The sequence below is a fragment of the Arthrobacter sp. FW306-05-C genome, assembly GCF_021801725.1.
Classification (GTDB): Bacteria; Actinomycetota; Actinomycetes; order Actinomycetales; family Micrococcaceae; genus Arthrobacter.
The window spans coordinates 3,832,874-3,855,086 of record NZ_CP084556.1; the positions used below are offsets into that span (position 1 = coordinate 3,832,874).

Here is a 22,213-nt window from a genome sequence, read left to right on the forward strand (position 1 = left end):
GAACGCGCCACCTCACCGAATGATGGAAGAACCAACGATGCCTGCCGCCACACAAAACGCCCCACACCGCACTGCGAGATTCGGAATGGCCTTCATCGGCGTCCTGCTCATCGCCGTCAACCTTCGGGTGTCCTTTGTCAGCGTGGGGCCGGTCCTGGTCAATATCAGCAGCGATCTTGGCCTGTCCAGTGCCGCAGCAGGTTTCCTCACCGGGCTCCCGCTTATCGCCTTCGCGGTCTTCTCGCCATGGGCCCCCGGATTCGCTTCACGCCTGGGACTGGACCGGGCAATGTGGGTGTCCTTGCTGATCCTCGCTTCGGGCATCGTGCTTCGCTCTTTGCCCGTGCCCGGCTTTATTTGGGCCGGCACAATCCTGATCGGCGTGGCCATTGCCTTCCTCAATGTCCTGGTGCCCTCCCTCGTTAAACGCGACTTTCCGTTGCGGGTCAGCCAGGTCACCGGAAGCTACACCGCTGCCCAGGCCGCCTTCGCAGCGGTGGGGGCCGCCGTCGTCGTACCCGTGGCACAGACCTCCCCGGCAGGATGGCGGCTCGCCCTGGGAGTATGGGCGGGGCTGGCCCTCATCGCCATGGCGGTGCTCCTGCCCTGGCTTCGCCGGCACACGGCAGGCACGCGGCAATCGGGAAAGCCCGACGCCGCCTACCGGTCGCCCTGGGGTTCAGCCCTGGGCTGGCAGGTGACCGCCTTCATGGGGCTGCAGTCCATTGCCTTCTACGTCCTCATGGCCTGGTTGCCCACCATCGAGCAAAGCCGTGGGATCCCCGCCACCACTGCCGGCCTGCACCTATCCGTTTTCCTGCTGATCAGCGTGTTCGCCAGCCTGGGGACGGGCGGTGTCCTGCACCGGGGATCAGACCAACGGCTGGTTTCCTTTGCCAGCGGGATGTTGGTGTTCGTGACCTTCCTCGGGCTGGCCCTGGCGCCGGAACTCATCCTGCTGTGGGTTGTCCTGGGTGCTTTGGGGTGCGGGAGCCTCATCGTCATTGCCCTGTCGCTCTTCAGCCTTCGGACCGTGAACCACCCGCAGGCAGCATCGCTGTCCGGCATGGCCCAATCCGTGGGCTACGCGCTTGGCGCCGCAGGGCCTGTGGTGTTCGGCGCACTCCACGACGCCACTGCGGAGTGGACGCTTCCACTGCTCGCCACCGCCGGCGCCATGGCGGTGCTGGCATTGATGGGCCTGCTGGCCGGCCGCGACCGGGTGATCAAGGAATCAGATTCTCGGCGCGGTAGCGGTCAAACAGTGAGGTAAAGGCGTCCAGCGTCCGCCGGTACCCCGTAAAGCCTGCATCCCTGCTCTTGCCCATGTCCGTCACCACCTCGATGTTCCGCCCCAGGTCGCCATCGGTGTGCCACCAGCTCGCAACGCGGTCCAGGTCCGGTTCCCTGAGGTTGTTTTTCTCGGCAATCCGCCGCCACTGGTCCTCCCGGCCCGCCATGGACCGTTCCAGTGGACGGGGCTCCCCTTGGTATCCCTCCCACTCCACTCCGAAGTAGGCGGCGAGCTGGGGCCACATCCAGCGCCAGCGGAACACGTCACCGTTGACGATGTTGAAGGCCTCATTGGCGGCCGCGGGAGTGGTGGCGGCCCAGAGCATGTGCTCGGCGAGCAGGCCCGCATCGGTCATGTCGGTGAGGCCGTTCCACTGGGTTTCGGATCCCGGGAAGACGAATGGCTGCCCGCTGTCCCGGCACAGGGTGGCCTGCGCGGCGAGCGTGAGGCCCATATTCATGGCGTTGCCCACGGCGTGGCCGATTACGGTGTGTGCACGGTGCACGGACCAGGTGAACCCCTGCTCCTCGGCTGCGGCCCACAGCTCGTCTTCCTGGGCGTAGTAGAAGTTCCGCACCGGAAGGCGGGGCTCCTCCTCGTGGAACGGCGTGTCCGGCATTTCACCGGCGGCATAGGCCTCGAAGGGTCCGAGGTAGTGCTTGAGCCCGGTCATGAGGGCAACGTGCGCCACCTTCTTGCCCCGCAGTGCGGCGAGTAGATCCCGCAGCATGGCGGCGTTGACGGCGATGTTCTCTTCCTCAGTGGCGCGCCGCGACCAGGCCGTGAAGAACACATGGGAGGGGTTCTCCGGAGCAAGCGCAGCTGCCAGGGAGTCAGCTGAGGTCAGGTCGGCAGAAAGCCACTTGACGCCGGAACGCTCGGGTCCGGGCCTGCGGGACAAAGCGAGGACCTCCCAGCCTTCACCAACCAAGGTGTCCACCAGGGCGGAGCCTGCAATACCGGTGGCCCCTACTACCAGGGCTCTCCGGCCGCTGCCCGCTGCTGTTCCTGATCCGATGGTCATAGTGCTCCTCTTGGTTTAGGTGCTGGTGTGTCCGCGCGTCAGCACGGCCTCACGCTCTGGCGGAGGCCCGCGCGCTGCGTCACGCCGGGACACGGGGCAAAGACGGCCCACTGGCGACAAGCCGCAGCGTCCGACGGATATTCCATCCCTGCCCGCCAACAGCTTCACAAGTGTCTTTGCCAGGTGGGTTCCGCGGGGACGATGACCAGCGGTTTCACCCACGGCGTAGGCGTGACTTGCGCTGTCACAGGTCCATGTTCAAATAGGAGGGTTGCACCGGCTGCCCGAGTCCAACCGCGGCCTCGGCCCAACGGAAGGAAAAAGCACATGACCGAACCCCAAGACCATCCTCCGGTCCCCACTCCCGGGAGCGCCCAGGGCCTGGACCAGAAGGTTGAGGGCGGGTGCCCGGTGGCCCATGGCAGTGCCACCGCCCAGGGCAGTGAGAGTGAAAACCCGGCGATCGATTCCCCGCAGCCCAAGGGGCACCGCCCGCGGACCAACCAGGACTGGTGGCCCAACCAGCTGGACCTCTCCGTCCTGCACACCCACGGCCAGGCAAGCAACCCGCTGGGCCCCTCCTTCAGCTACCGCGAGGAATTCCAGAAGCTCGACGTTGACGCACTGAAGCGGGACATCACTGAGGTCCTCACCACCTCCCAGGACTGGTGGCCGGCGGACTTCGGCCATTACGGCGGCCTGATGATCCGCATGAGCTGGCATGCCGCCGGCACCTACCGCGTCCACGACGGCCGCGGCGGCGCAGGGGACGGCAGCCAGCGGTTCGCGCCGCTGAACAGCTGGCCGGACAACGCCAACCTGGACAAGGCCCGGCGGCTGCTGTGGCCGGTCAAGCAGAAGTACGGCCAGAAGCTCTCCTGGGCCGACCTGCTGGTCCTCGCGGGCAACGTTGCCCTGGAGTCAATGGGCTTCAAGACGTTCGGCTTCGCCTTTGGCCGCGAGGACGTCTGGGAGCCGGAGCAGATCTTCTGGGGACCTGAGGACGCGTGGCTCGGCGATGAGCGGTACGTCGGCGAAGGCCAGATGTCCGACGAGGTGGGTTCCACCGAGATGGGCCTCATCTACGTCAACCCCGAAGGCCCCATGGGCAACCCGGACCCAGTGGCCGCCGCGGCCTTCATCCGCGAGACCTTCAAGCGCATGGCGATGAATGACGAGGAGACCTTTGCGTTGATCGCCGGCGGCCACACCTTCGGCAAGACCCACGGCGCCGGCCCCGCCGATGCGCACGTGGGCCCCGAGCCTGAGGGCGCCAATCTTGAGGCGCAGGGCCTTGGCTGGCTCAGCACCTATGGCAGCGGCAAGGGCGGCGACACCATCACCTCCGGCCTGGAGGTCACCTGGACGGACGTTCCTACTCAGTGGAGCAACCGCTTCCTGGAGATCCTGTTCGAGTACGAGTGGGAACTGGTCAAGAGCCCCGGCGGCGCCCACCAGTGGGTTGCCAAGGACGGCCCCGAAATCATCCCGGACGCGCACGACCCCAACAAAAAGCACCGCCCCACGATGCTGACCACAGACCTGTCGCTGCGCTTCGACCCCACCTACGAGAAGATCGGCCGGCGCTTCCTGGAAAACCCGGACGAATTCGCACTGGCCTTCGCCAAGGCCTGGTACAAGCTGCTGCACCGCGACATGGGCCCCGTTGGCCCGCACATGCTGGGCCCGTGGGTTCCGGAACCGCAGCTGTGGCAGGACCCCGTTCCCGCCTTCGACCATGACCTGATCGACGAGCAGGACATCGCCCAGTTGAAGGCGAAACTCCTCGACTCCGGCCTGACCGTCCCGCAGCTGGCCGGCACGGCCTGGGCATCCGCGGCGACCTACCGCAAGACGGACCGGCGCGGTGGTGCCAACGGTGCGCGGATCCGTCTGGAGCCGCAGCGCAGCTGGGAGGCACACGAGCCGGAGCAGCTGGCTGCTGTACTTCCGGTGCTCGAGCGGGTGCAGGAGGAATTCAACGCGGCACAGTCCGGCGGCAAGAAGGTTTCCCTCGCGGACCTGATCGTGCTGGGCGGCGCCGCCGCCGTGGAAAAGGCAGCAGCCGACGCCGGGTTCCCCGTCACGGTGCCGTTCCGTCCGGGCCGCACGGACGCAGCACAGGAGCAGACCGACGTCGAATCCTTCCAGTACCTTCAGCCGCGCGCCGACGGGTTCCGCAACTACCTGCGCCCCGGGCTGAAGCTTCCGCCGGAAACCCTCCTGCTGGACAAGGCGTACATGCTGGACCTCTCGGCACCGGAGATGACGGTACTGCTGGGCGGCATGCGTGCGCTGGGCACCAACGTGGGCGGCTCCAACCATGGCGTGCTCACGGACCAGCCGCAGGTCCTGACGAACGACTTCTTCGTCAACCTGCTCTCGCCGGGCACCAAGTGGAAAGCCTCCGAGTCGGAGGAAAACGTCTACGACATCACCGACGTTGCCACCGGTGAGCTGAAGTGGACCGCCACCCCCGTGGACCTGGTCTTCGGTTCCAACTCGCAGTTGCGCGCACTGGCTGAGGTGTACGCGAGCGAGGACGCCCGGGAGAAGTTCGTGAACGACTTTGTGGCTGCCTGGACCAAGGTCATGGAGCTGGACCGCTTCGACCTGAACTAATCCGTTTGACGCAAGCTCCGGGCCGGCCGCACTCTGCGGCCGGCCCGGACTAGTTAAAATCCCAAACTGGTCAGCCGGGGAAGCTGATCACCGCGGTGGTTCCCCCGCCCGGGGTCTCCTTAAGCGTCAGCTCACCGCCGGGTGCTTCGACTATGCGGCGGCAGATGGCCAGGCCAAGGCCGGATCCCTGCCCATCCCCTTCCCGGTGCAGCCGGACCAAAGGTTCCAGTACCCGCGGCCTGTCCGCCGGCGCTATGCCCTTGCCGTTGTCCGCCACCAGGACAGTGGCTCCGTGATAGTTCGAGATCCCGCTGATCCGCACCTTGAGGTCCCGGTCGGGGCTCTGGTAATTCACGGCATTGGCTACCAGGTTCTGCAGCAGGATGCGCAGCTGGCCATGGTCCACATGGAGCTTCAAGTCCTCGCTGTCCAGGACACCGTCGGCCCCATAGGACAGGCCCAGATCGCCGGCCACTTCGGACGCTACTTCCTGCAGGGAAACACGCTGGCGCTGAAGGCCTCCGCCCATGCGTGAGTAATGCAGTACGTCCTCCAGCATGGCCAGCATCCTGTTGCCGCTGGCGCCGATGAGTTGAAGGTATTCCGCAGCGGGGTGGTCGCTTTCCACATCGTCTTCGCCCAACTCCACGTAACCCAGAATGGTGGTGAGGGGGCTGCGCAGGTCATGGCTGACGCGCCCGGCAAATTCCGCCAGCTTGGCGTTGCTTTCCCGCAGTTCTTCAAGGGCGCTGTTCAACTGCAGGGTGCGCCGCTGGAGTTCGAGCAGCTGCACCGCCTGGCGGGCCAGGATTTCCAGCATTTCCTGCTGTTCATCGCTGAGCGAGGCACTCGAATTGGAGAAGACGCACAAGGACCCGATGACGAACCCAGACGCCGTCTCCAGCGGCACGGACGCATAGAACCGGACGGCGGCGATCTCCCCGGTCACAAACGGGTTAGCCGCGAAGCGCGGATCAATGGAGGCATCCGGAACCACGGTGGCCTCCCCCGAAAGGAAGACCTTGGAGCACATGGAGTCCTGCCGGGAACAAATACCGGCATCAATTCCGACGGCGGCCACCTGGCGCTGCTCGTCGGACGTGACAACGTTGATCACCCCGTACGGCATGCCGCAGAGTCTGGTGGCGAGCTCGACGAGATTCTCAAGGGGCTCGCCGGACAGTTCAGGAGCGTTGACCAGCGGGGCCTCGTCGATCCGGGTGGCCAAGCCGTAGTCCCGCAGTAACCCGTCCCGCCCAACCGGTTCCATGAGAGCCGCCGTTGTTGAGTGAGTGCCGCCCACTAATCGTCCCCCCTTCCTGACCGCGAAATGGGTCCCGGGCCGATAGTACCGGCCATGGGCAACGTCCGCGAGCAGGTGGCGCCGGGGCATCGTTTCCCGGCAACAAGTGTTCCCCAGCGGCGGCATAGGATTCTGGGATGGCTCAACTCATCGTCCCGGACCCTGCCCTCCACTCCTCCTGGCTGGAGGGAACGGCGGAGTTTCAAGGAGCCCACCTGGACGGGGCAGGCGCCGAAGATTGGTCGCTGGAAGAACTCAAGGATCCGCGCGTGTTTGCCCGCTTCGTCGACGCCCTGGTCAAAGATGCCCTGCCGGAGACTGAGCGGAAGCCGGGTTACGTGCCCTGCACCTACCTTTGGATGGTCGACGGCGGCACTTTCGTTGGATCCCTCGCCATCAGGCATGAGTTGAACCATTACCTCCTCAACGAAGGCGGGCACATCGGCTACAGCGTCAGGCCCTCGGCGAGACGCCGCGGCCACGCCGCAAAGGCGCTGGCTGACGCACTTCCCCTGGCACGGGCGCTGGGGATCGAGCGAGTCCTGCTGACCTGCGATGAGGACAACGCCGGCTCCCGGGCAACCATCGAGAAGAACGGCGGCCAGTACGAGGACACCCGCAACGGCAAGCGCCGGTACTGGATCAGCACCGATTAGCGGGGCGTGGGCGCGCCCATCTGCCAGACTTGGCCGGTGATCACTGAACATGCGCTTCTGCCTGTCGTTGCGGGCCGGGAAGAGGAATTTGAAGCCGCTTTTAAGCAGGCCCGCCCCATCATTGCTTCCATGCCGGGCTTCGTCTCGCTGTCCCTGTCCCGATCAGTCGAAACCCCCAACACCTATTTGCTCCTCGTCGAATGGGAGTCGTTGGAGGACCACACGGTAGGTTTCCGCGAATCTCCCGAATACCAGCAGTGGCGCACGCTGCTGCACCGCTTCTACGAGCCGTTTCCGGTGGTTGAGCACTTCAATCCGGTGAAATTCGCCAACTAAAACCAAAGCAACAGTTTTGGGGGGAGCCCCCGCGCGAGTCTAGCTCCAGCGCGGGGGCTCCTAGTGCTTCCTGCCGGGGAACTGACGTGGAAGCAATTAAAAATTACCGGCCAGTAGGTTGGGCCTGGACCAAAACCCCACACCTTGGGCGAATCTTGATCCAACCTTGAGCCGTCATTTTGGCGCCGTTAGTCGGCGGGATCGGCCGCAGCGTCCGGGTCCTCTTCAGGTTCAAAAGTGTTCGGCGCGGCGCCATCGGAAATCCCGATGCCGTCCTTCCCACCGGGGATCCCGCCGTCGGCATTGCCTTTGCCCGCTGCCGCACCCTCCTGCGGCTCGTCTTCGGGCAGTGAATCAGGTGAATTGATGGTCATCGCTCCTCCTTCTGTGGCTGGGCCTCCACGCTAACAGGCCCCAAAGCAAAAGGCTCCGGAAGGGCCGGAAGTTTCTGCCCGCCGTCGTTCCTTCCTGTCCTGCTACTTGCCGAGCTCCGAGGCCCGCTGCTGCCTCAGGATGTAGCGTTGCAGCTTGCCCGACGGCGTCTTTGGCAGATCCTTTACAAAGTGAATGCGGCGCGGATAGGCATGCGCGGCGAACTGCGTCTTGACCATTGTCTGGAGCTCGGCCACCAGGGCATCACTGCCCGTGGTTCCCTCCGCCAGGACCACGTAGGCCTCCAGTACTTCGCCGCGCAGCTCGTCCGGGGCACCTACCACGGCAGTTTCCAGGACCGCCGGATGGGTGGCCAGGACACTCTCCACATCGAACGGGCCGATCCGGTAGCCGGCCATGATGATCACGTCGTCATCCCGGGAGGAGAAGAAATAGAAGCCGTCCTGGTCCACCATGCCCGCGTCGCCGGTCAGGTACCACCTGCCGTCCGGACTGAACCTTTCGGCGGTCTTCTTCGGCGCGTCCTGGTACCCCTTAAACCACATCATGGGACTTTCGGCCACGTTGACGGCAACCCGGCCCAGTTCACCCGGCGCAGCCGGTTCATCCGCGTTGTCCTTGAGCACCGCGCAGCTCCATCCAGGGAGGGGCCGGCCCATGGAACCCGGCCTCAGCTCTGTCCGTACGTCGTCATGCCAGGCGTTGATGATCATCATCCCGTGTTCGGTCTGTCCGTAGTGGTCCCGCACCGGAACACCCAGTACCTCCCGCGCCCAGCTGATCACCTCCGGGGTCAGCGGTTCGCCGGCGGACGAGGCACGCCGAAGGCCGAAAGGGCCCGTTCCGGGCTCGGTTTTCGCGCGCATGGTGCGGTACACCGTGGGAGCCGCCGCGAAGTTGGTGACGGAAAATGCCTCCAACACTTTGAAGCTGAGTTCCGGGGAGAATCCGGCATTCAGCAGGAGGTTGCGCCGCCCCGCCGCCATGGGCCCGAGGATGCCGTAGTACAGGCCGTACGCCCAGCCAGGGTCTGCGGCGTTCCAGAAAACATCCTCTTCACTGACGTCCAGGCCCAGTTCGACGTACTGGCGGAACGCCGCCAACGCCCTGACCGGCACCGGTACCCCCTTGGGGGCGCCCGTGGTTCCGGACGTAAAGATCAGCACCAGTGCACCGTCACCACCCACAGCCTCGGAGGCGATACCCGGCTGCTGCCTGGCCAGGAGCGGCGTGAGCGCCAGGTCCGGCTGGGCTGCTTCTGCACCTACAACCACGACTGCGGCCGCGGTCTCCTGGATCTTCACCCGCTGGTCGGCGTCGGTGATTACGGCCTTTGCGCCGGAAGCTGTGAGGCGGAGTTCGATGGCCGGCCACGCGAATGCCGTGAACAGTGGGACGTGGACGGCTCCGCGCCGCCAAATGGCAAGGAGCATGACCACAAGGTCCGCGGACTTTCCCATCAGGGTGGCCACCGCGTCGCCCGGACCTATCCCCAGCTCCGCCAGGGCTGCGGCCCCCCGCTCCGAGCGCTCCCGGAGCTCGCCGTAAGTAATGTCCTCCGCGGTGAGATCGGCTGCAACCACGGTGAAGGCGACGGCGCTGGGGTCTTGGCTGTCGCACAGGAGGTCGGCCGCGCAGGCGTCTGCCGCACCATAGGTGGCAAGAAGGGCATCAACGGGTGGAACCGGACGGGACATTCGTTCTCCTTTGAACAGTGAGACCTGACGGGCAATGGCACCTGAAGGGCAGTGACATAAACCTACTGCAGGGTAGGGCCATGCGCGCCACCCAGGTGATGGACGACGGCGGGACGCGGCAGGGTGCCAGGCCCCGCCGTCGCGACCTATCGACAGTCAGCCCTTGGCGCCGGGCGGCCGGATGATCCGCCGCTGGGTGGCCGCGGCGATGGCAGCGGTCCGGTTGTCCACGCCGAGCTTCCCGTAAATGTGCACCAGGTGCGTTTTCACGGTGGCCTCCGAGATGAAGACCTGCTTGGCGATGGCCCGGTTGGACAGGCCGGTGGCCAGCAGCTCCAGCAGCTGCACTTCGCGCGGGGTCAGGGAGGTGCCCGGGTTGCTGATCCGGTCCATCAGCAACGCGGCAGCGCGGGGGGCCAGCACGGTGCCACCGGCAGCGGCCTGCAGGACTGCCTGCCGCAGCTGTTCCGGCAGGGCATCCTTCAGCATGTAGCCGCTCGCCCCGGCCTCAACGGCCGCGAGGATGTCCGCATCGGTGTCATAGGTGGTGAGGATGAGCACCGGCGGCGGCACGGCGAGCTTCCGGATCTCGGCAGTGGCTGTGACACCGTCCATCCCCTCCCCCATTTGCAGGTCCATGAGGACAACGTCGGGCGCCTCGCCCAGGGCCGTGAGCCGTGCCAGCTCCTTCAGGGCCGCCTTGCCGTCAGCTGCTTCCGCGGCAATCGAGATGCCGTCAAAGCCCGTGAGCATAACGCGCAGTCCGGCGCGGACCACGGGATGGTCGTCCACCAGCAGGACGCGCACCTCGCTCACTGTTCCTCCACAGGCAGTTCCGCCAAGGGCAGCCGGATGGCCACCACCGTGCCCTCGCCCGGCGCCGATTCCACGGCCAGCGAGCCGTTCAGCGCCGCGATGCGCTCCCTCAGCGAGCGCAGTCCGTATCCGCTGCCGTCGGCTGCGCCCGAGGCACCTGCCGGAGCTGACGGGTCAAAGCCCGCGCCGTCGTCGTAAATGTCCATGGTCACCTCGCTGCCCAGGAAGGCGACGCTGACGACGGCGGTGGCGGCCCGGGCGTGTTCGCGGACGTTCGCCAGGCTCGCCTGCGCCGCGCGCAGCAAGGTGACGCGGACGGACTGGGGCAGCTCCTGTGGCTGGCCGTCCACCTCCAGCCGGCAGTGCAGCGCCGCTCCGGAAGCTGACGCGGCAGCCTCCGTCTTGTCACCGAGCCGGCGCAGGGCCCCGACCAGCGAACTGCCTTCAAGCTGGGGCGAGGACAGGCCGCGGACAAAGCTGCGCGCCTCGTCCAGGTTGTCCGCCGCGGTCTGCTGCACCAGCGCCAGCCGGCCAGAGGCGGTGGCGGCATCACCGTCCGCGAGCGACTGTTCCGCCGCCCGCCCCAGCAGCACGATGCTGGACAGGCCCTGCGCCAGGGTGTCGTGGATTTCCCGGGCCAGCCGCGCCCGCTCCGCCAGCACGCCCGCTTCATGCTGGGAACGCGCCAGCTCCTCCCGCGTGCGGCGCAATTCGTCCGCCGCGCGCCGCTGGTTCTCGGCCACGCGGTACAAAGCCGCGTAGGCCAGGCCGGTGATCACCGAGAAGATGGCCCCCAGCACGGGCCCCACAACAGCCGCGGCATGCGGCGCCGGGGCACCGCTAACGGCCCACTGGGAAGCGATCACCGCCACCGTCATCAACCCAATAGTCAGCAGCGCTGGCCGCCGCGGCAGCAGGTGCAGGTGCAGGAAAAAGATGGGAAAGGCGAGCCAGGCGAAGTCGGCACTTCCGGCGAGCAGGAACGCCCAAAGGGCCGTCACCAGGCCCAGCCACAGCAGGCCGTAGCGACCGGGGTTGAACGTGATCCGGTCTTCCGCGTGCCTCTTTTCCAGGACCGTGCCGGTCAGGTAGACGGCAGCGAGGACGACGGCGGCGCCCGCCCACACCCAGCGCAGCAAACCTCCGGCCATCAGCATCCGCACCAAACCCACGGCCAGCAGGACGGCGAACCCGGTGTGCAGGGTGACCCGCAGGACCCGAAGGATGGCCGCCGACGATGCGTTCTCCAGTGCGCCCAGGAACCCGCCGGACCGGGCCGTCTCCGATGTTGGCGGCAGGGGCGTGGCAGGCATCTCACCAGCTTATGCCGGGACATCCAAGCGGGAATCAACCGAAAGGTTGACTCGCAGCTCAACCCTTCCATTCCCGCCAATCAACCATCCCCGCGATGCCCGCGCGGGGTGCCCCCGGGAGAGTGGAAGGACAGAACAAACCACCCCTGCTGAGAGAAGAAACAACGTGTTCCTGGCAATCCGCGATATCCGCTTCGCCAAAGGCCGGTTCGCCATGATGGGCGGCGTCGTAGCCCTGATCACCCTCCTGCTGGTCATGCTGTCCGGGCTGACCGCGGGGCTCGCCGAGCAGTCGACGTCCGCCATCGGGCAGCTTGGCGCATCAGCCGCCAAGCCGGTGGACGCCATCGCCTTTGGCGCACCGGGTTCCGGCTCACCGAAGGCGTCCTATACGGAAAGCTCCGTGACGGCCGCCCAGGTGGACAGCTGGAACGACCAGCCCGGCGTCAAGTCCGCCGAGCCGCTGGGCATCACCCAGACCCGGGCGCAGTCGGCGGACGCGTCAGGCACTGCGAACGTGGCGGTGTTCGGCGTATCGCCCGGCAGTCCGCTGGCACCCGTGGAGGTGTCCGCCGGGACGGCCGCTGTGGGTGCCTCGGTAGCGGAGGCGCTGTCGGTGGGCCAAGGGGACAAGGTGTCCCTGGGCGGCGTGGAGCTTTCCGTGGCCGCCGTGGTGCCGGACCAGTGGTACGCGCACACCAGCGTCGTATGGACGGCGCTGCCGGCGTGGGCCAAGGCGGCGCACGTGTCCGACGGCGGCCAGCTGGCTACCGTCGTCGCCATCACCTATGCGGACGGAGCCACAGTGGATGAGGCCGCCGGGAACGCCGCGGCTCACACGGTGAGTCAGTCCCGCACCGGATCCTTCCAGGCACTGGGCTCCTTCAAGAGCGAAAACGGTTCCCTCACCCTGATGCAGGCCTTCCTTTATGGAATCTCCGCTCTGGTGATCGTGGCCTTCCTGACCGTCTGGACCATCCAGCGGACCCGTGACATCGCCGTCCTGAAAGCCATGGGCGCGCCCAGCTCCTACATCCTCCGGGACGCCATGACCCAGGCCGCCATCGTCCTGGTGGCGGGGGCAGCCGCCGGCGGAGCTGTTGGCGTTGCCGGCGGCTTCTTTGCCGCGCAGACCGCCCCGTTCCAACTGAACGCGGGCACCACGGTGCTTCCCGTCGTCGGGATCGTTGCCCTGGGCCTGGCCGCCGCAGCACTGGCCGTCCGCGGCGTCACCAAGGTCGATGCGCTCCTGGCGCTCGGCGGCAACTAACCCCATCACTCCCCGAAAGGAACCCGTCATGACCACTCCTGTTCCCCTCACCCTGGCCAACGTCACCCTCGAATATCCCGATGGCGGCGGCACCACCACCGCCCTGGACCGGGTGGGTCTCGCCGCGGAAGCCGGGCAGTTCGTTGCACTCGTGGGCCCCTCTGGGTCCGGGAAGTCCAGCCTCCTGGCCACCGCCGCCACCCTGGTGCGCCCCACCAGCGGCCAGGTCATCATCGACGGCACCGATACATCCGGGCTCAAGGACAAGGAGCTTACGGCCCTGCGGCGGGGAAAGGTGGGCATCATCTTCCAGCAACCCAACCTGCTGCCCTCGCTCACCGCCGTCGAACAGCTCATCATCAGCGACCACCTTCGCGGAAGGCCCGCCAAAGCGGCGAGGGTCCGGGCCGCCGAACTGCTGGACGTCGTCGGGCTATCCGCCAGCGCCCGGAAGCTGCCGCACCAGCTCTCCGGCGGCCAGCGCCAGCGCGTGAACATCGCCCGGGCACTCATGGGCAGTCCGAAGGTGCTGCTGGTGGATGAGCCGACGGCCGCGCTGGACCATGAGCGCAGTGCTTCGATCATCGCCCTCCTGCGGGACGTGACCACGGAGTTTTCGGTGGCGACGGTAATGGTCACCCATGACACCGAGTTCGTGCCGCTGACCGACGTTGTGGCCACCATGCGGGACGGCAGGCTCACGGTGCCGGTCCCGGCGGGAGCGTGATTTTGCCCGAAGGGGGAGACTCCACGTGGGCTGGGTGCCAGCCACCAGAAGGCTTCCGGTTCAGATAAGGATTACCTGTCCCTGCCGGGTCTCCTGCTGTACAGCGCTGCTGGTCGGTGGTTCCGCTGGTTGAGGTACTTCAGTCAGGGGCCGGATCAAAAGGTTGCGGTGCAGCGTCGCCCACCCGTCCCGTTCCAGCGGTGCGTGGTCGAACTGGTCAGGCACGAAGAGGACGTCCCTCCTGTCGGGATCCTGGATCCCCACCAGGACGTCCCGGCCGTCTCTGACCTCATGGCACATTTCCCAGTAGGACCTTTCGTCGTCCCAGGGAGACTTCACCACCAAGCACGCTACGCCAGGATCGATGCCAGGCGCTGCGTAGTAGGACGTCGACTCGTAAGAGGCAAGGAACCTGCTCTCCCTAATTTCGGCATCCCCTTCGTCGTCCTGGATGGCGTGGACCGCATCCTGCTTGGTCAATTGCCGCTCGAGCACTTCCACGGTCCCGGGGACTCCGACGAAGAAGTGTACGTAGATGAACGCCAGGACCACGCAGGTGCCTGTGCCGACAATCGCGGCAAGGGTGATGGTGAGCTTCCAGAACAAAGTCAACGGTGGTTCTGGTCTTTGAACGGTCAGGATGGTCAAGCGCTGCCCCCTCAGGCTGGTGATCTCCCTGCACGCTACACGAGATACCGCCACCCGATGTGACGCAGCGTCAGCTCCCCAGGATCTTTGCCTTCTGCGCCTCGAACTCCTGTTCGCTGAGGATGCCCTGCTCCTTCAGTGCCCCGAGCTCCTTGAGTCGCTCGAGAGCTTCAGTGGAAATTCCGGTTGCAGCAGCGGCGGCGGGCTGGGCCGATGCCATCTGGGCCTCATACATCGCCTGCTGTTTGGCAGCGATCCCGGCATCCTTGTCCGCGAATTTCTCAGCCTGCCAGCGCTGGACCCTGCCGCTGACCGCCGAAGCCGTCCCGGCAACGACAGCGGTACGCACCACGCCTCGAAGCAGTCCCATCGTCTCTCTTCTCCTCTTCAATCCGGTCGTATCGGTCAGGAAACGGGCGGTGCTGCGCCGAGGGCTTCAAATGCTGCCATCACATCGGGCGCGGGGATCCGCGTACTCGCCACGAGCTCGCCCCCGGCGTCGCGCACGGCCGCTACGAAAGGCGCCGCCCAAATGTTCTCGTACACGATCAACACCGCCAGGCTTCCCGGGAGAACAGCGCCAGCCGCCTCCCCAATGTCTTCTTCACCGAGAAGGCCTGACTGCACCCCCTCCAAGTATGAAAACTCTTTCGCCTGACCACCCGGGTCGGTCAGCTCGACCACCTCGACCAAGCCCTCCTCGTTTTTTGCGATGACGAGCAGATCGAGTAGCCGGATCACACCTTCCTTGACCAGCCGCGCCACTTCCCGGCTGGCCCGCGATGCCGCCCCAGAGCCCAAAGACGTAAGCCTTGCTCCGGCCAGCCTTCTTCATGCCCGCGGTACCCGACAGCCCTTCAGGAAAATTGGAGATGAAGACCGCCACCAGCATGGCAGGGCTCATCCCTCCCCCAGCCAGCAGGCCGACGCCCAGGACCACCGATTCCGGCAGCCCGTCCAGCAACGCTCCGACAGCAATGGCCGTGCCGCTGCCGGGCGCGTCCTGCTCGGAGGGTTGCTGGCCGCCGGACCTCTTGCGGTGCTTGGCGCCAACCCGGGCCAGGAGCATGTTCGCGCCGACGTACACTACCGCACCAGTCAGGAAGCCTCCCGCTGTCGGCCACAGACCGCCGCCTTGGACGGCCTCGTCCACCAGGTCAAAGGCAAGGGCGGAGATCAGCACCCCCGCGCCGAAGGCCATGACCGTGGAGACAACTTTCGGTGGTATCGCCCACCGCCAGGACACAGCGGCTCCCAGGACCAGCGCAGCTCCGGCGCCGGTGCCCCATACGATCGAAGTCAACCAAGTAGGCAGATGCCCTCCGTCCCCAGTCCAACGGGGATAAAACAATTGGGGATGGCAGCGCGCCATGTCACAGCCACTGCAAAAAGGCGGCTGCCATCCTCCCCCGCCGCGCAAAATTGATGGGATCTTGAGGCAAAGCTTGCCATCCCTAGACATTGCGGGTCCACGCTGGAGGCATAGGCAAAGCCAGCTTTTTGGGGAGCAGGAAGTCATGGGAAGCAAAACAACGTTGGACAACGAAGTCACAACCGTGGGCGGCGTACTGACAGACCGGCAGCCGCTGGACTTCCACACCCTGGGGGTGGCCGGGTGCATCGACCGGCTCACGACACCCCTGCGGCAGCAGGGGACGGTGGTCCAATGGGACACTCCCCATTGGGGCCTCGAGATCCCTGCGGACTCCGCATCCCTGCTGTACCAGTCCGCCCGCGAGTTACTGAGCAACGCTTTCAAATACTCCTCGGCGCACACGCTCGCCATCCAGCTTGCCGCGGTTGACCACGGCATCCGCCTGGCAGTGTCCGACGACGGCACAGGCTTTGACAGCAACCTCGCCACCACCGGGCGGCACCACGGCTACGGGCTCCGGCTCATGTCAGTGGCCGTCCAGGAAGCGGGCGGAACGGTGGAAATTACCTCCAGCCCCGGCCGGGGCACCAGCGTCACGGTCACGCTGCCGCTGGACTAACCGGACTCGCGGACCGTCAAGGACTCACAGATACGGATGCCCGCCGTCGCTGGGACGGCGGGCATCCGTACGCCCCAGGAATGCCCCGGCCCATGAACTGCAGGAACTACCGGAACTACCGGAACTACCGGAACTACCGGAACTACCGGGAGAGCTTGGCGGAGTCAGGCTCCAGGTCGCCGATGTGGCCGGGCGCGTTGGCTGCCAGGACCCGCGCAACGAAAGCGGCGTACTCGTCCATGTAGTGCCCCAGGAACTTGGCTGTGGACTCGTCCTTGACCTCCCCGTCGTCGCCAAAAACTTCTGCCTTGTACGTGATATACGCTTCCGGCGCGTTCAGCTGGGGCGCATCAAGGAAGCTCAGGACGCTGCGCATGGACGACTGCATCACAGCGGTGCCGATGCTGCCGGGAGAGGCGCCGATGATGCCCGTGGGCTTGCGGGCAAATGAGTTGGTCCCCCAAGGACGCGAGCCCCAGTCAATGGCGTTCTTGAGCGCGCCGGGGATGGACCGGTTGTATTCGGGAGACACGAACAGGATGCCGTCGGCAGCCTCGATGGCTTCCTTGAGGGCGCGGCCTTCGGGCGGGAAATCGGCATCGTAGTCGTAGCTGTACAGCGGGAGGTCTTTGATGGGGATCTCGGTGAATTCGAGTTCTTCGGGGGCCAGTTTGATCAAGGCCTTTGCCAGGGTCCGGTTGATGGAGCCGCTCGCCAGGCTGCCCACGAAATATCCGATCTTGTATGTCGCCATGAGTGATCCTTTCCAACAGCCGGTCCACGCCGGCTGGCTGAGTTTGGCTGGAAATGGTGCCGTTCTCCCCGGGGAAGACCAAAGGGACGGCGGTGGTGCCAACTGCTCCCCCAGTCCAGCACACAAGGCAAGGCCCGGCCAGAGTGCGTGGATGGTCCTTGACAGGTCCGGAAGCGAAGCGCTGAATGAGGGATGGCCCAATCCACAATCCCCAGCTCTACCCATGACAGGAGCAGCCATGACTGAGAACCGAGCCAAGGATGACGACGACCGGGTCCACAACCAGGCCCCCTCCGAAGGCGATCCCAACGCCGACCCCAGCGACCTGCGCGTCCACCCCCAGGATCCCGCCGAAGGCGCAGACGACGAAGGGGACGCGGCCAAGAAGTAGTACCTCTCCGGTCTACCAGCCCCACGGCTGCCCGCCTCAACTCCGCGGGACCGTCCCGCCTGGCAAAAACCCCTTGCCTGCCTGGCACTTGTCTACTACGTTGTAATCCAACCCCAGAAAGCGCTTTCCCACCTGGTTGGGACGTAGACGCGCGGCAATCAGCAGCGGAATTGGATGACATGACGGACAGCACCCTCATCAGGTGGATCGACGGGCAGGGCCCAACAGAAATCAGCGGCGGAACCACATGGGGCATGCCGTTCGTACGTGGCCTCGTGCCGGGCACGGAGGCGCTGACAGTATCCGACGCCACCGGCACGCCCATTCCCAGCCAGGCGTGGCCGCTGGCCACCTGGCCGGACGGATCCTTGAAGTGGGCAGGCATCGCATTGGCGGCAACAGACTCGCCGTCGAAGACTTACCACGTGACGGCCGACGGCGGCACAACCACCGCGGCAGGCCAGCCGCCGTCGGACGCCGCTTCAGTCACGGTCACCGAAGGTGCCGGCACTTTGACCGTGCACACAGGCCTCCTGACGATGGTGCTCAACCGCAGCGGCTCCACTCTCTTCAGCAGCCTGGTCCGGGACGGCCGGGAAGTTGCCGGGGACGCCAAGCTCGTCAGCCTCCTGCAGGACGGCGTTCCGGAAGGTGCGGGTACGTTGGGCCGCCATGCCTTCACCGGTGAGGTCACCGCCGTCGTCCTCGAACAAAGCGGCCCCGTCCGCGCCGTGGTCCGGCTGGAAGGCACCCATCGCCCGGACGAACCGGAAAGCGGCCGACGGGAGTGGCTGCCGTTCGTGGTGCGGTTCTACTTCTATGCCGGCGCCCGCAGCGTTCGGATGGTGCACTCCTTTGTTTGGGACGGGGACGCGGATCGGGACTTCCTGGCCGGACTCGGCGTGCGCTTTACGGTGCCGCTGGAGGACGACCCGCACAACCGCCATATCCGCATTGCGGGCGCCGACGGCGGGTTCCTCACCGAAGCGGTCCGCGGCCTCACCGGACTCCGCCGTGACCCCGGCACGGAGGTGCGGGAGGCGCAGGTCGCCGGCCGCCCCACTCCCCCGTTGGACACCTGGAACCCGGAAGTCTCGGCCCGCCTGCACCTGATCCCCACCTGGGGCGACTACACCCTCAGCCAACTCAGTGCGGACGGCTTCGAACTACGCAAGCGCACTGCCGCCGGCCACGGCTGGGTGGGCATCTCCGGCGGAACCCGCTCGGCGGGATTCTGCTCCCTGAGCGATTCCCGGGGTGGCCTGGGCGTGGGGATCAAGGACTTCTGGCAGTCCCATCCGGGGCAGCTGGACATCCGTGGCGCCGCCACCGGCGAAGCAACGCTTACGGCCTGGCTCTACTCGCCCGAAGCGCAGCCGATGGACCTGCGGTTCTACCACGACGGCCTGGGCCTGGACACGTTCGCCGAACAGCTGGAGGGCCTCGAGATTACGTATGAGGACTACGAACCGGGCTTCGGCAACCCCAAGGGCATTGCCCGCACGCATGAGTTAACCCTGTTCGCCTATGAAGCCACCCCGTCCACCGAAGGCCTGGCTGCAGATGCTGCCTCCGCTTCCACCCCCGCTCTCCTGCAGGCCACCCCGGAATACCTGCACTCGGTGGGGGTGTTCGGCGACTGGATGCCAGTGGACCGGAGCACCCCGGCCCGGGCCCGCCTGGAGGACCGCCTGGACTTCATGTTCAACTTCTACGCCGGTCAGGTAGAGCAGCGGCGGTGGTACGGCTTCTGGAACTACGGCGACGTGATGCACACCTACGACTTCGACCGTCACGTATGGCGCTACGACATCGGCGGCTACGCCTGGGACAATTCCGAACTCTCCCCCGATCTCTGGCTCTGGTACTCCTACCTGCGCTCGGGCCGGGCGGACATCTTCCGCTTCGCCGAGGCCATGACCCGGCATACGGGCGAGGTGGACGTCTACCATCTCGGCCCCTGGAAGGGCCTGGGGTCGCGGCACAACGTCCAGCACTGGGGCTGCAGCGCCAAGCAGCTGCGGATCAGCACCCCCGCCTACCGCCGTTTCTACTACTACCTGACCGCCGACGAGCGCACCGGGGACCTGCTGACGGAACTGGTGGACAGCGACCAGAACTTCCTGGGCCTGGACCCGGTCCGCAAGGTCCGCCCGGACGCCGCCACCTACCGGCCCGACCGCGGGGCATTGGGCGTGGGGCTCGGCACGGACTGGGGCTCACTTGCGGCCACCTGGCTGACGGACTGGGAACGCACCGGCAATCCGCGCTCCCGCGACCGGTTGCTGGGCACCATGGCGGACATCGGCGCGCTCAAGTACGGCTTCCTCACAGGCGAAGCACTGTACGACCTGGACAAGGGCCGGTTCGATACCGGCCGCGAGCAGATGTCAGTGTCGCACCTCAGTGCCGTGTTCGGGCTGGTGGAGATCTGCAGCGAGCTGGTGGACCTGGTGGACGATCCGGAGTTCGAGCGGGCCTGGCTGCAGTACTGCCGCCTGTTCCTGGCCACCAAGGAGGAGCAGGTGGAAGCCGTGGGCCAGCCGCTTGAGGGCATCTACCTCACGCAGGCGCACAGCCGGCTCACGGCTTATGCCGCCGCGCGGTTGCAGGACCGTGACCTTGCGGCCAGGGCCTGGGAGAGCTTCGCCGAGGGCGGGGAGCACCTGAACCACGAATCCGCGTTCACGCTGCGGAAGATCGAGCCGCCGCACGTGCTGTTGCCTGTGGATGAGGCGGCCACCGTTTCCACCAATGACACCGCGCAGTTCGGGCTTGCGGTCATCCAGAACCTGGCCCTGGTGGGCGACCACCTGGACTGACGCAACGTTCCCAGCCAGAAACCAACGACGGCGGCACCCGGCTTTGATTCCAAGGAAGGCCAGGTGCCGCCGTCGTCCGTTTTACCCGCCTCGCGCGGAGGAAGATAACGGCCGCATAACGCCCCTTTGGGTCGCCCACAGAAGTTACGCACTCGACGCCTGCCACCTGTTTACACCCGCTTTAAGCCCGCCATAGGGTGCTGCACCTAAACAAGGTTGAAAGCGACCTTGGGAAGGGAAAGAGCACCTTGAAGAGCAAGATTGCGGTCATGGCCTTGGCCGCCCTGAGCTTGATCCTGGCCTTGCTGGCCGTGGGTCCAGCCGCATCAGCCCAAGCCGCCGACAAGCCACTGATTGGCCTGACCTTTGACGACGGTCCTTCGCCCCAACGCACCGCCTTTGTCCTCGATGTCCTCAAACAAAAGGGCGTCAAGGCAACATTTTTCCTCCAGGGCTCCCACGTCCAGCAGTATCCCGACCTCGTCCGGCGGATCAAAGCCGAGGGACATGTGATCGGCAACCACTCGTGGAACCACCCAAACTTCCCCGACCTGAACCAAACCAGCCAAAAGCAGGAGGTTGACCGCACCAACGCCGCCATCAAGTCCATCACCGGTACGACACCCAAACTCATGCGCTTCCCGTTCGGCAACAGCACCCCATACTCCCTGAACTACATCAGGAGCATTGGCATGAGCGGCGGAATCCAATGGCATTGGGAGGTCGGCGAACCCGGCGATTACGAGTGCCCCGGCGCAGCCGGAGTCCAGAAGTACGTGATGGATGAGGTTGCCCCCGGTGCGATCATCCTGCTCCACGACGGCAACGACGTCCTGTCCTGCCCCGCCTCGCAATGGGACTACCTGGCCAGAACCATTGACGCAATCCGGGCCAAGGGCTACGACTTCGGCGTGGTGGCCCCTTCCTCCACACCCAGCAACCTCAACGAGGGCTCGTATGGCGTCGTGGTGGCGCCCTAGGTAGGGCAAGCCCCGCCGGGGTTTCACCTTTTGCACCACCCGCTCTGGAAACCGAAGCAACCAAAAGGTATGTTGGTAAGCATGCTGATGATTTTTACCAAATCATCAGTTCCCGGTAACAAAGCGAAGGAGACGTTATGAGCACGAAGGTGGAAAAACGCATTCTGGTGAACGTACCGGTGAGCACGGCTTATAACCAGTGGACCCAGTTCGAGGAGTTCCCCCACTTTATGGGCGGCGTCAAGAGCGTTACGCAGCTCAGCGACGAGAGGCTGGAGTGGGTGGCCGAGATCGGCGGCGTCCGCCGGCAGTGGGAAGCCAGGATCCTTGAGCAGGTCCCGGACCGCAGGGTTGCCTGGGCCGCCACCGAAGGCGCCACGAACGCCGGCGCAGTGGACTTCGAGGACGTGGGAGGCGGCCAGACCTCCATCCAGCTGACCCTCGAATACGAGCCCGAAGGCGTGATCGAGAAGGTGGGCGACAAGCTCAACGTCGTCGACCGCCAGGCCGAATCGGACCTGCAGAAGTTCAAGGAATTCATCGAGGACGAGGGCTACGCGAGCGGTGCCTGGCGTGGATCCGTCAACGCCGGTTCCGCTGTGGGCACCCCCGGTGTTGAACACGCCGGCGCCTCCCGCGGTGATTCCGGCAAGGCGGGCGTCTCCGGCAAGGTTGCGGCCGGCGTAGGCCTGGCGGCGGCCGCGGGAGCAGCGGCAGCCATGGCGGCCAGCGGCAACAAGGACAAGACCGAGACTGCCGACGTGACCGTTACCGAGACCACCCCCGTGGTTCCGGCGGAACCGGTTGTTCCGGCTGAGCCGCTCACCACCGGCGCCACGGCCGGCGCAGCGGACGCGGGCACCGGAGTTCCCGCGGCGGGCACGACGGCGGCTGCCGGTTCCTCCGGTTCCGTCGCCGATCTGGATGACAGCCGGATCGGGCATACGTTCGACCAGACCAACGGCCTGGTGGATACTACCGGCGAGTCGGACGAGACACTCGAAGGCGAGAACCTGAGCGCCGGCGAACGGCGCGAGGGTGATCGCGGCACCGAAGGCGGCTTGCCGCCTGTCGGCGGCAACCTCGGCGGTCACTGACCCCGCCGGATCTCCGACCCGCCCGGTCGCTGATCCAGCCCAAAAGCAAGCGCCGCCCGCCTTCCCCCAAGGCGGG

21 protein-coding genes and 1 pseudogene are annotated in these 22,213 nt (G+C 66.0%); 11 read left to right on the forward strand and 11 right to left on the reverse strand.

The features are described from left to right. Positions 1 to 37 precede the first annotated feature (37 nt). Positions 38 to 1,273, forward strand: coding sequence for an MFS transporter (locus LFT44_RS17815; RefSeq protein WP_236799742.1), 1,236 nt, complete (start codon positions 38 to 40; stop codon positions 1,271 to 1,273). Here the strand turns inward: LFT44_RS17815 and LFT44_RS17820 are convergent. Beyond that, complete coding sequence (locus tag LFT44_RS17820) at positions 1,227 to 2,318, reverse strand: SDR family oxidoreductase (RefSeq protein WP_236799743.1); 1,092 nt, start codon at positions 2,316 to 2,318, stop codon at positions 1,227 to 1,229. The two genes, LFT44_RS17815 and LFT44_RS17820, sit on opposite strands and share 47 nt — an antisense overlap. Before the next feature lie 327 nt (positions 2,319 to 2,645). Here LFT44_RS17820 and katG point away from each other — a divergent pair, with 327 nt between their 5' ends. Further along, entirely contained in the window at positions 2,646 to 4,940 is a 2,295-nt protein-coding gene (katG, locus tag LFT44_RS17825) for a catalase/peroxidase HPI (RefSeq protein ID WP_236799744.1), read from the forward strand. Positions 4,941 to 5,010: 70 nt separating this feature from the next. Here katG and LFT44_RS17830 read toward each other — a convergent pair whose 3' ends face one another. Then, entirely contained in the window at positions 5,011 to 6,210 is a 1,200-nt protein-coding gene (locus tag LFT44_RS17830; RefSeq protein WP_236799745.1) for a GAF domain-containing sensor histidine kinase, read from the reverse strand. Between the two features lie 170 nt (positions 6,211 to 6,380). Between LFT44_RS17830 and LFT44_RS17835 the strand changes: the two genes are divergently transcribed. Together LFT44_RS17835 and LFT44_RS17840 are read left to right on the forward strand one after the other, a co-directional pair. Continuing rightward, positions 6,381 to 6,899, forward strand: a complete 519-nt coding sequence (locus LFT44_RS17835; RefSeq protein ID WP_236799746.1) for a GNAT family N-acetyltransferase — start codon at positions 6,381 to 6,383, stop codon at positions 6,897 to 6,899. A 36-nt stretch (positions 6,900 to 6,935) separates the two neighbouring features. Beyond that, the gene (locus tag LFT44_RS17840; RefSeq protein WP_236799747.1) at positions 6,936 to 7,235 is read left to right on the forward strand and encodes an antibiotic biosynthesis monooxygenase family protein; all 300 of its coding nucleotides are present in this window, start codon (positions 6,936 to 6,938) and stop codon (positions 7,233 to 7,235) included. 188 nt (positions 7,236 to 7,423) lie between these two features. On the opposite strand, the gene LFT44_RS17845 is transcribed toward LFT44_RS17840, so the two are convergent. The 4 genes from LFT44_RS17845 to LFT44_RS17860 form a co-directional block, all read right to left on the reverse strand. Further along, positions 7,424 to 7,609, reverse strand: a complete 186-nt coding sequence (locus LFT44_RS17845) for a hypothetical protein (protein WP_236799748.1) — start codon at positions 7,607 to 7,609, stop codon at positions 7,424 to 7,426. 102 nt (positions 7,610 to 7,711) lie between these two features. Then, positions 7,712 to 9,325, reverse strand: a complete 1,614-nt coding sequence (locus LFT44_RS17850; protein ID WP_236799749.1) for an AMP-binding protein — start codon at positions 9,323 to 9,325, stop codon at positions 7,712 to 7,714. Between the two features lie 156 nt (positions 9,326 to 9,481). Continuing rightward, positions 9,482 to 10,141 carry a response regulator gene (locus LFT44_RS17855; protein ID WP_272910870.1) on the reverse strand — a complete coding sequence of 220 codons (660 nt, stop codon included), beginning with the start codon at positions 10,139 to 10,141 and terminating at the stop codon, positions 9,482 to 9,484. Further along, positions 10,138 to 11,454: a sensor histidine kinase gene (locus LFT44_RS17860; RefSeq protein WP_236799750.1), complete on the reverse strand. Its 1,317-nt coding sequence runs from the start codon at positions 11,452 to 11,454 to the stop codon at positions 10,138 to 10,140. The genes LFT44_RS17855 and LFT44_RS17860 overlap by 4 nt, the downstream gene beginning before the upstream one ends. A gap of 166 nt (positions 11,455 to 11,620) precedes the next feature. On the opposite strand from LFT44_RS17860, the gene LFT44_RS17865 reads away from it, so the two are divergent. After that, the gene (locus tag LFT44_RS17865; protein ID WP_236799751.1) at positions 11,621 to 12,724 is read left to right on the forward strand and encodes an ABC transporter permease; all 1,104 of its coding nucleotides are present in this window, start codon (positions 11,621 to 11,623) and stop codon (positions 12,722 to 12,724) included. A 28-nt stretch (positions 12,725 to 12,752) separates the two neighbouring features. Further along, positions 12,753 to 13,451, forward strand: coding sequence for an ABC transporter ATP-binding protein (locus LFT44_RS17870; RefSeq protein ID WP_236799752.1), 699 nt, complete (start codon positions 12,753 to 12,755; stop codon positions 13,449 to 13,451). Between the two features lie 60 nt (positions 13,452 to 13,511). On the opposite strand, the gene LFT44_RS17875 is transcribed toward LFT44_RS17870, so the two are convergent. From LFT44_RS17875 to LFT44_RS17890, 4 genes and pseudogenes are all read right to left on the reverse strand, one after another. Then, a complete protein-coding gene (locus LFT44_RS17875) occupies positions 13,512 to 14,099 on the reverse strand; it encodes a hypothetical protein (RefSeq protein WP_236799753.1) in 588 nt (195 codons plus the stop codon). 70 nt (positions 14,100 to 14,169) lie between these two features. After that, on the reverse strand, positions 14,170 to 14,469 hold the full coding sequence (locus tag LFT44_RS17880; RefSeq protein ID WP_236799754.1) for an SHOCT domain-containing protein: 300 nt from the start codon (positions 14,467 to 14,469) through the stop codon (positions 14,170 to 14,172). A 35-nt stretch (positions 14,470 to 14,504) separates the two neighbouring features. After that, positions 14,505 to 14,855, reverse strand: a complete 351-nt coding sequence (locus LFT44_RS17885) for a DUF6325 family protein (RefSeq protein ID WP_373462130.1) — start codon at positions 14,853 to 14,855, stop codon at positions 14,505 to 14,507. A gap of 1 nt (position 14,856) precedes the next feature. Beyond that, positions 14,857 to 15,414, reverse strand: a pseudogene (locus LFT44_RS17890) (ZIP family metal transporter); the annotation flags it as partial. A gap of 202 nt (positions 15,415 to 15,616) precedes the next feature. On the opposite strand from LFT44_RS17890, the gene LFT44_RS17895 reads away from it, so the two are divergent. Continuing rightward, positions 15,617 to 16,093, forward strand: coding sequence for a sensor histidine kinase (locus LFT44_RS17895; protein WP_236799756.1), 477 nt, complete (start codon positions 15,617 to 15,619; stop codon positions 16,091 to 16,093). A gap of 142 nt (positions 16,094 to 16,235) precedes the next feature. Here LFT44_RS17895 and LFT44_RS17900 read toward each other — a convergent pair whose 3' ends face one another. After that, positions 16,236 to 16,847: an NADPH-dependent FMN reductase gene (locus LFT44_RS17900; protein WP_236799757.1), complete on the reverse strand. Its 612-nt coding sequence runs from the start codon at positions 16,845 to 16,847 to the stop codon at positions 16,236 to 16,238. A 238-nt stretch (positions 16,848 to 17,085) separates the two neighbouring features. Here LFT44_RS17900 and LFT44_RS17905 point away from each other — a divergent pair, with 238 nt between their 5' ends. From LFT44_RS17905 to LFT44_RS17920, 4 genes are all read left to right on the forward strand, one after another. Continuing rightward, a complete protein-coding gene (locus LFT44_RS17905) occupies positions 17,086 to 17,238 on the forward strand; it encodes a hypothetical protein (RefSeq protein ID WP_236799758.1) in 153 nt (50 codons plus the stop codon). A 179-nt stretch (positions 17,239 to 17,417) separates the two neighbouring features. Next, on the forward strand, positions 17,418 to 20,060 hold the full coding sequence (locus tag LFT44_RS17910) for an exo-rhamnogalacturonan lyase family protein (RefSeq protein WP_236799759.1): 2,643 nt from the start codon (positions 17,418 to 17,420) through the stop codon (positions 20,058 to 20,060). A gap of 248 nt (positions 20,061 to 20,308) precedes the next feature. After that, positions 20,309 to 21,040, forward strand: a complete 732-nt coding sequence (locus tag LFT44_RS17915) for a polysaccharide deacetylase family protein (RefSeq protein WP_236799760.1) — start codon at positions 20,309 to 20,311, stop codon at positions 21,038 to 21,040. Between the two features lie 137 nt (positions 21,041 to 21,177). Further along, positions 21,178 to 22,137, forward strand: a complete 960-nt coding sequence (locus LFT44_RS17920; RefSeq protein WP_236799761.1) for an SRPBCC family protein — start codon at positions 21,178 to 21,180, stop codon at positions 22,135 to 22,137. The last annotated feature ends 76 nt before the right edge of the window (positions 22,138 to 22,213 follow it).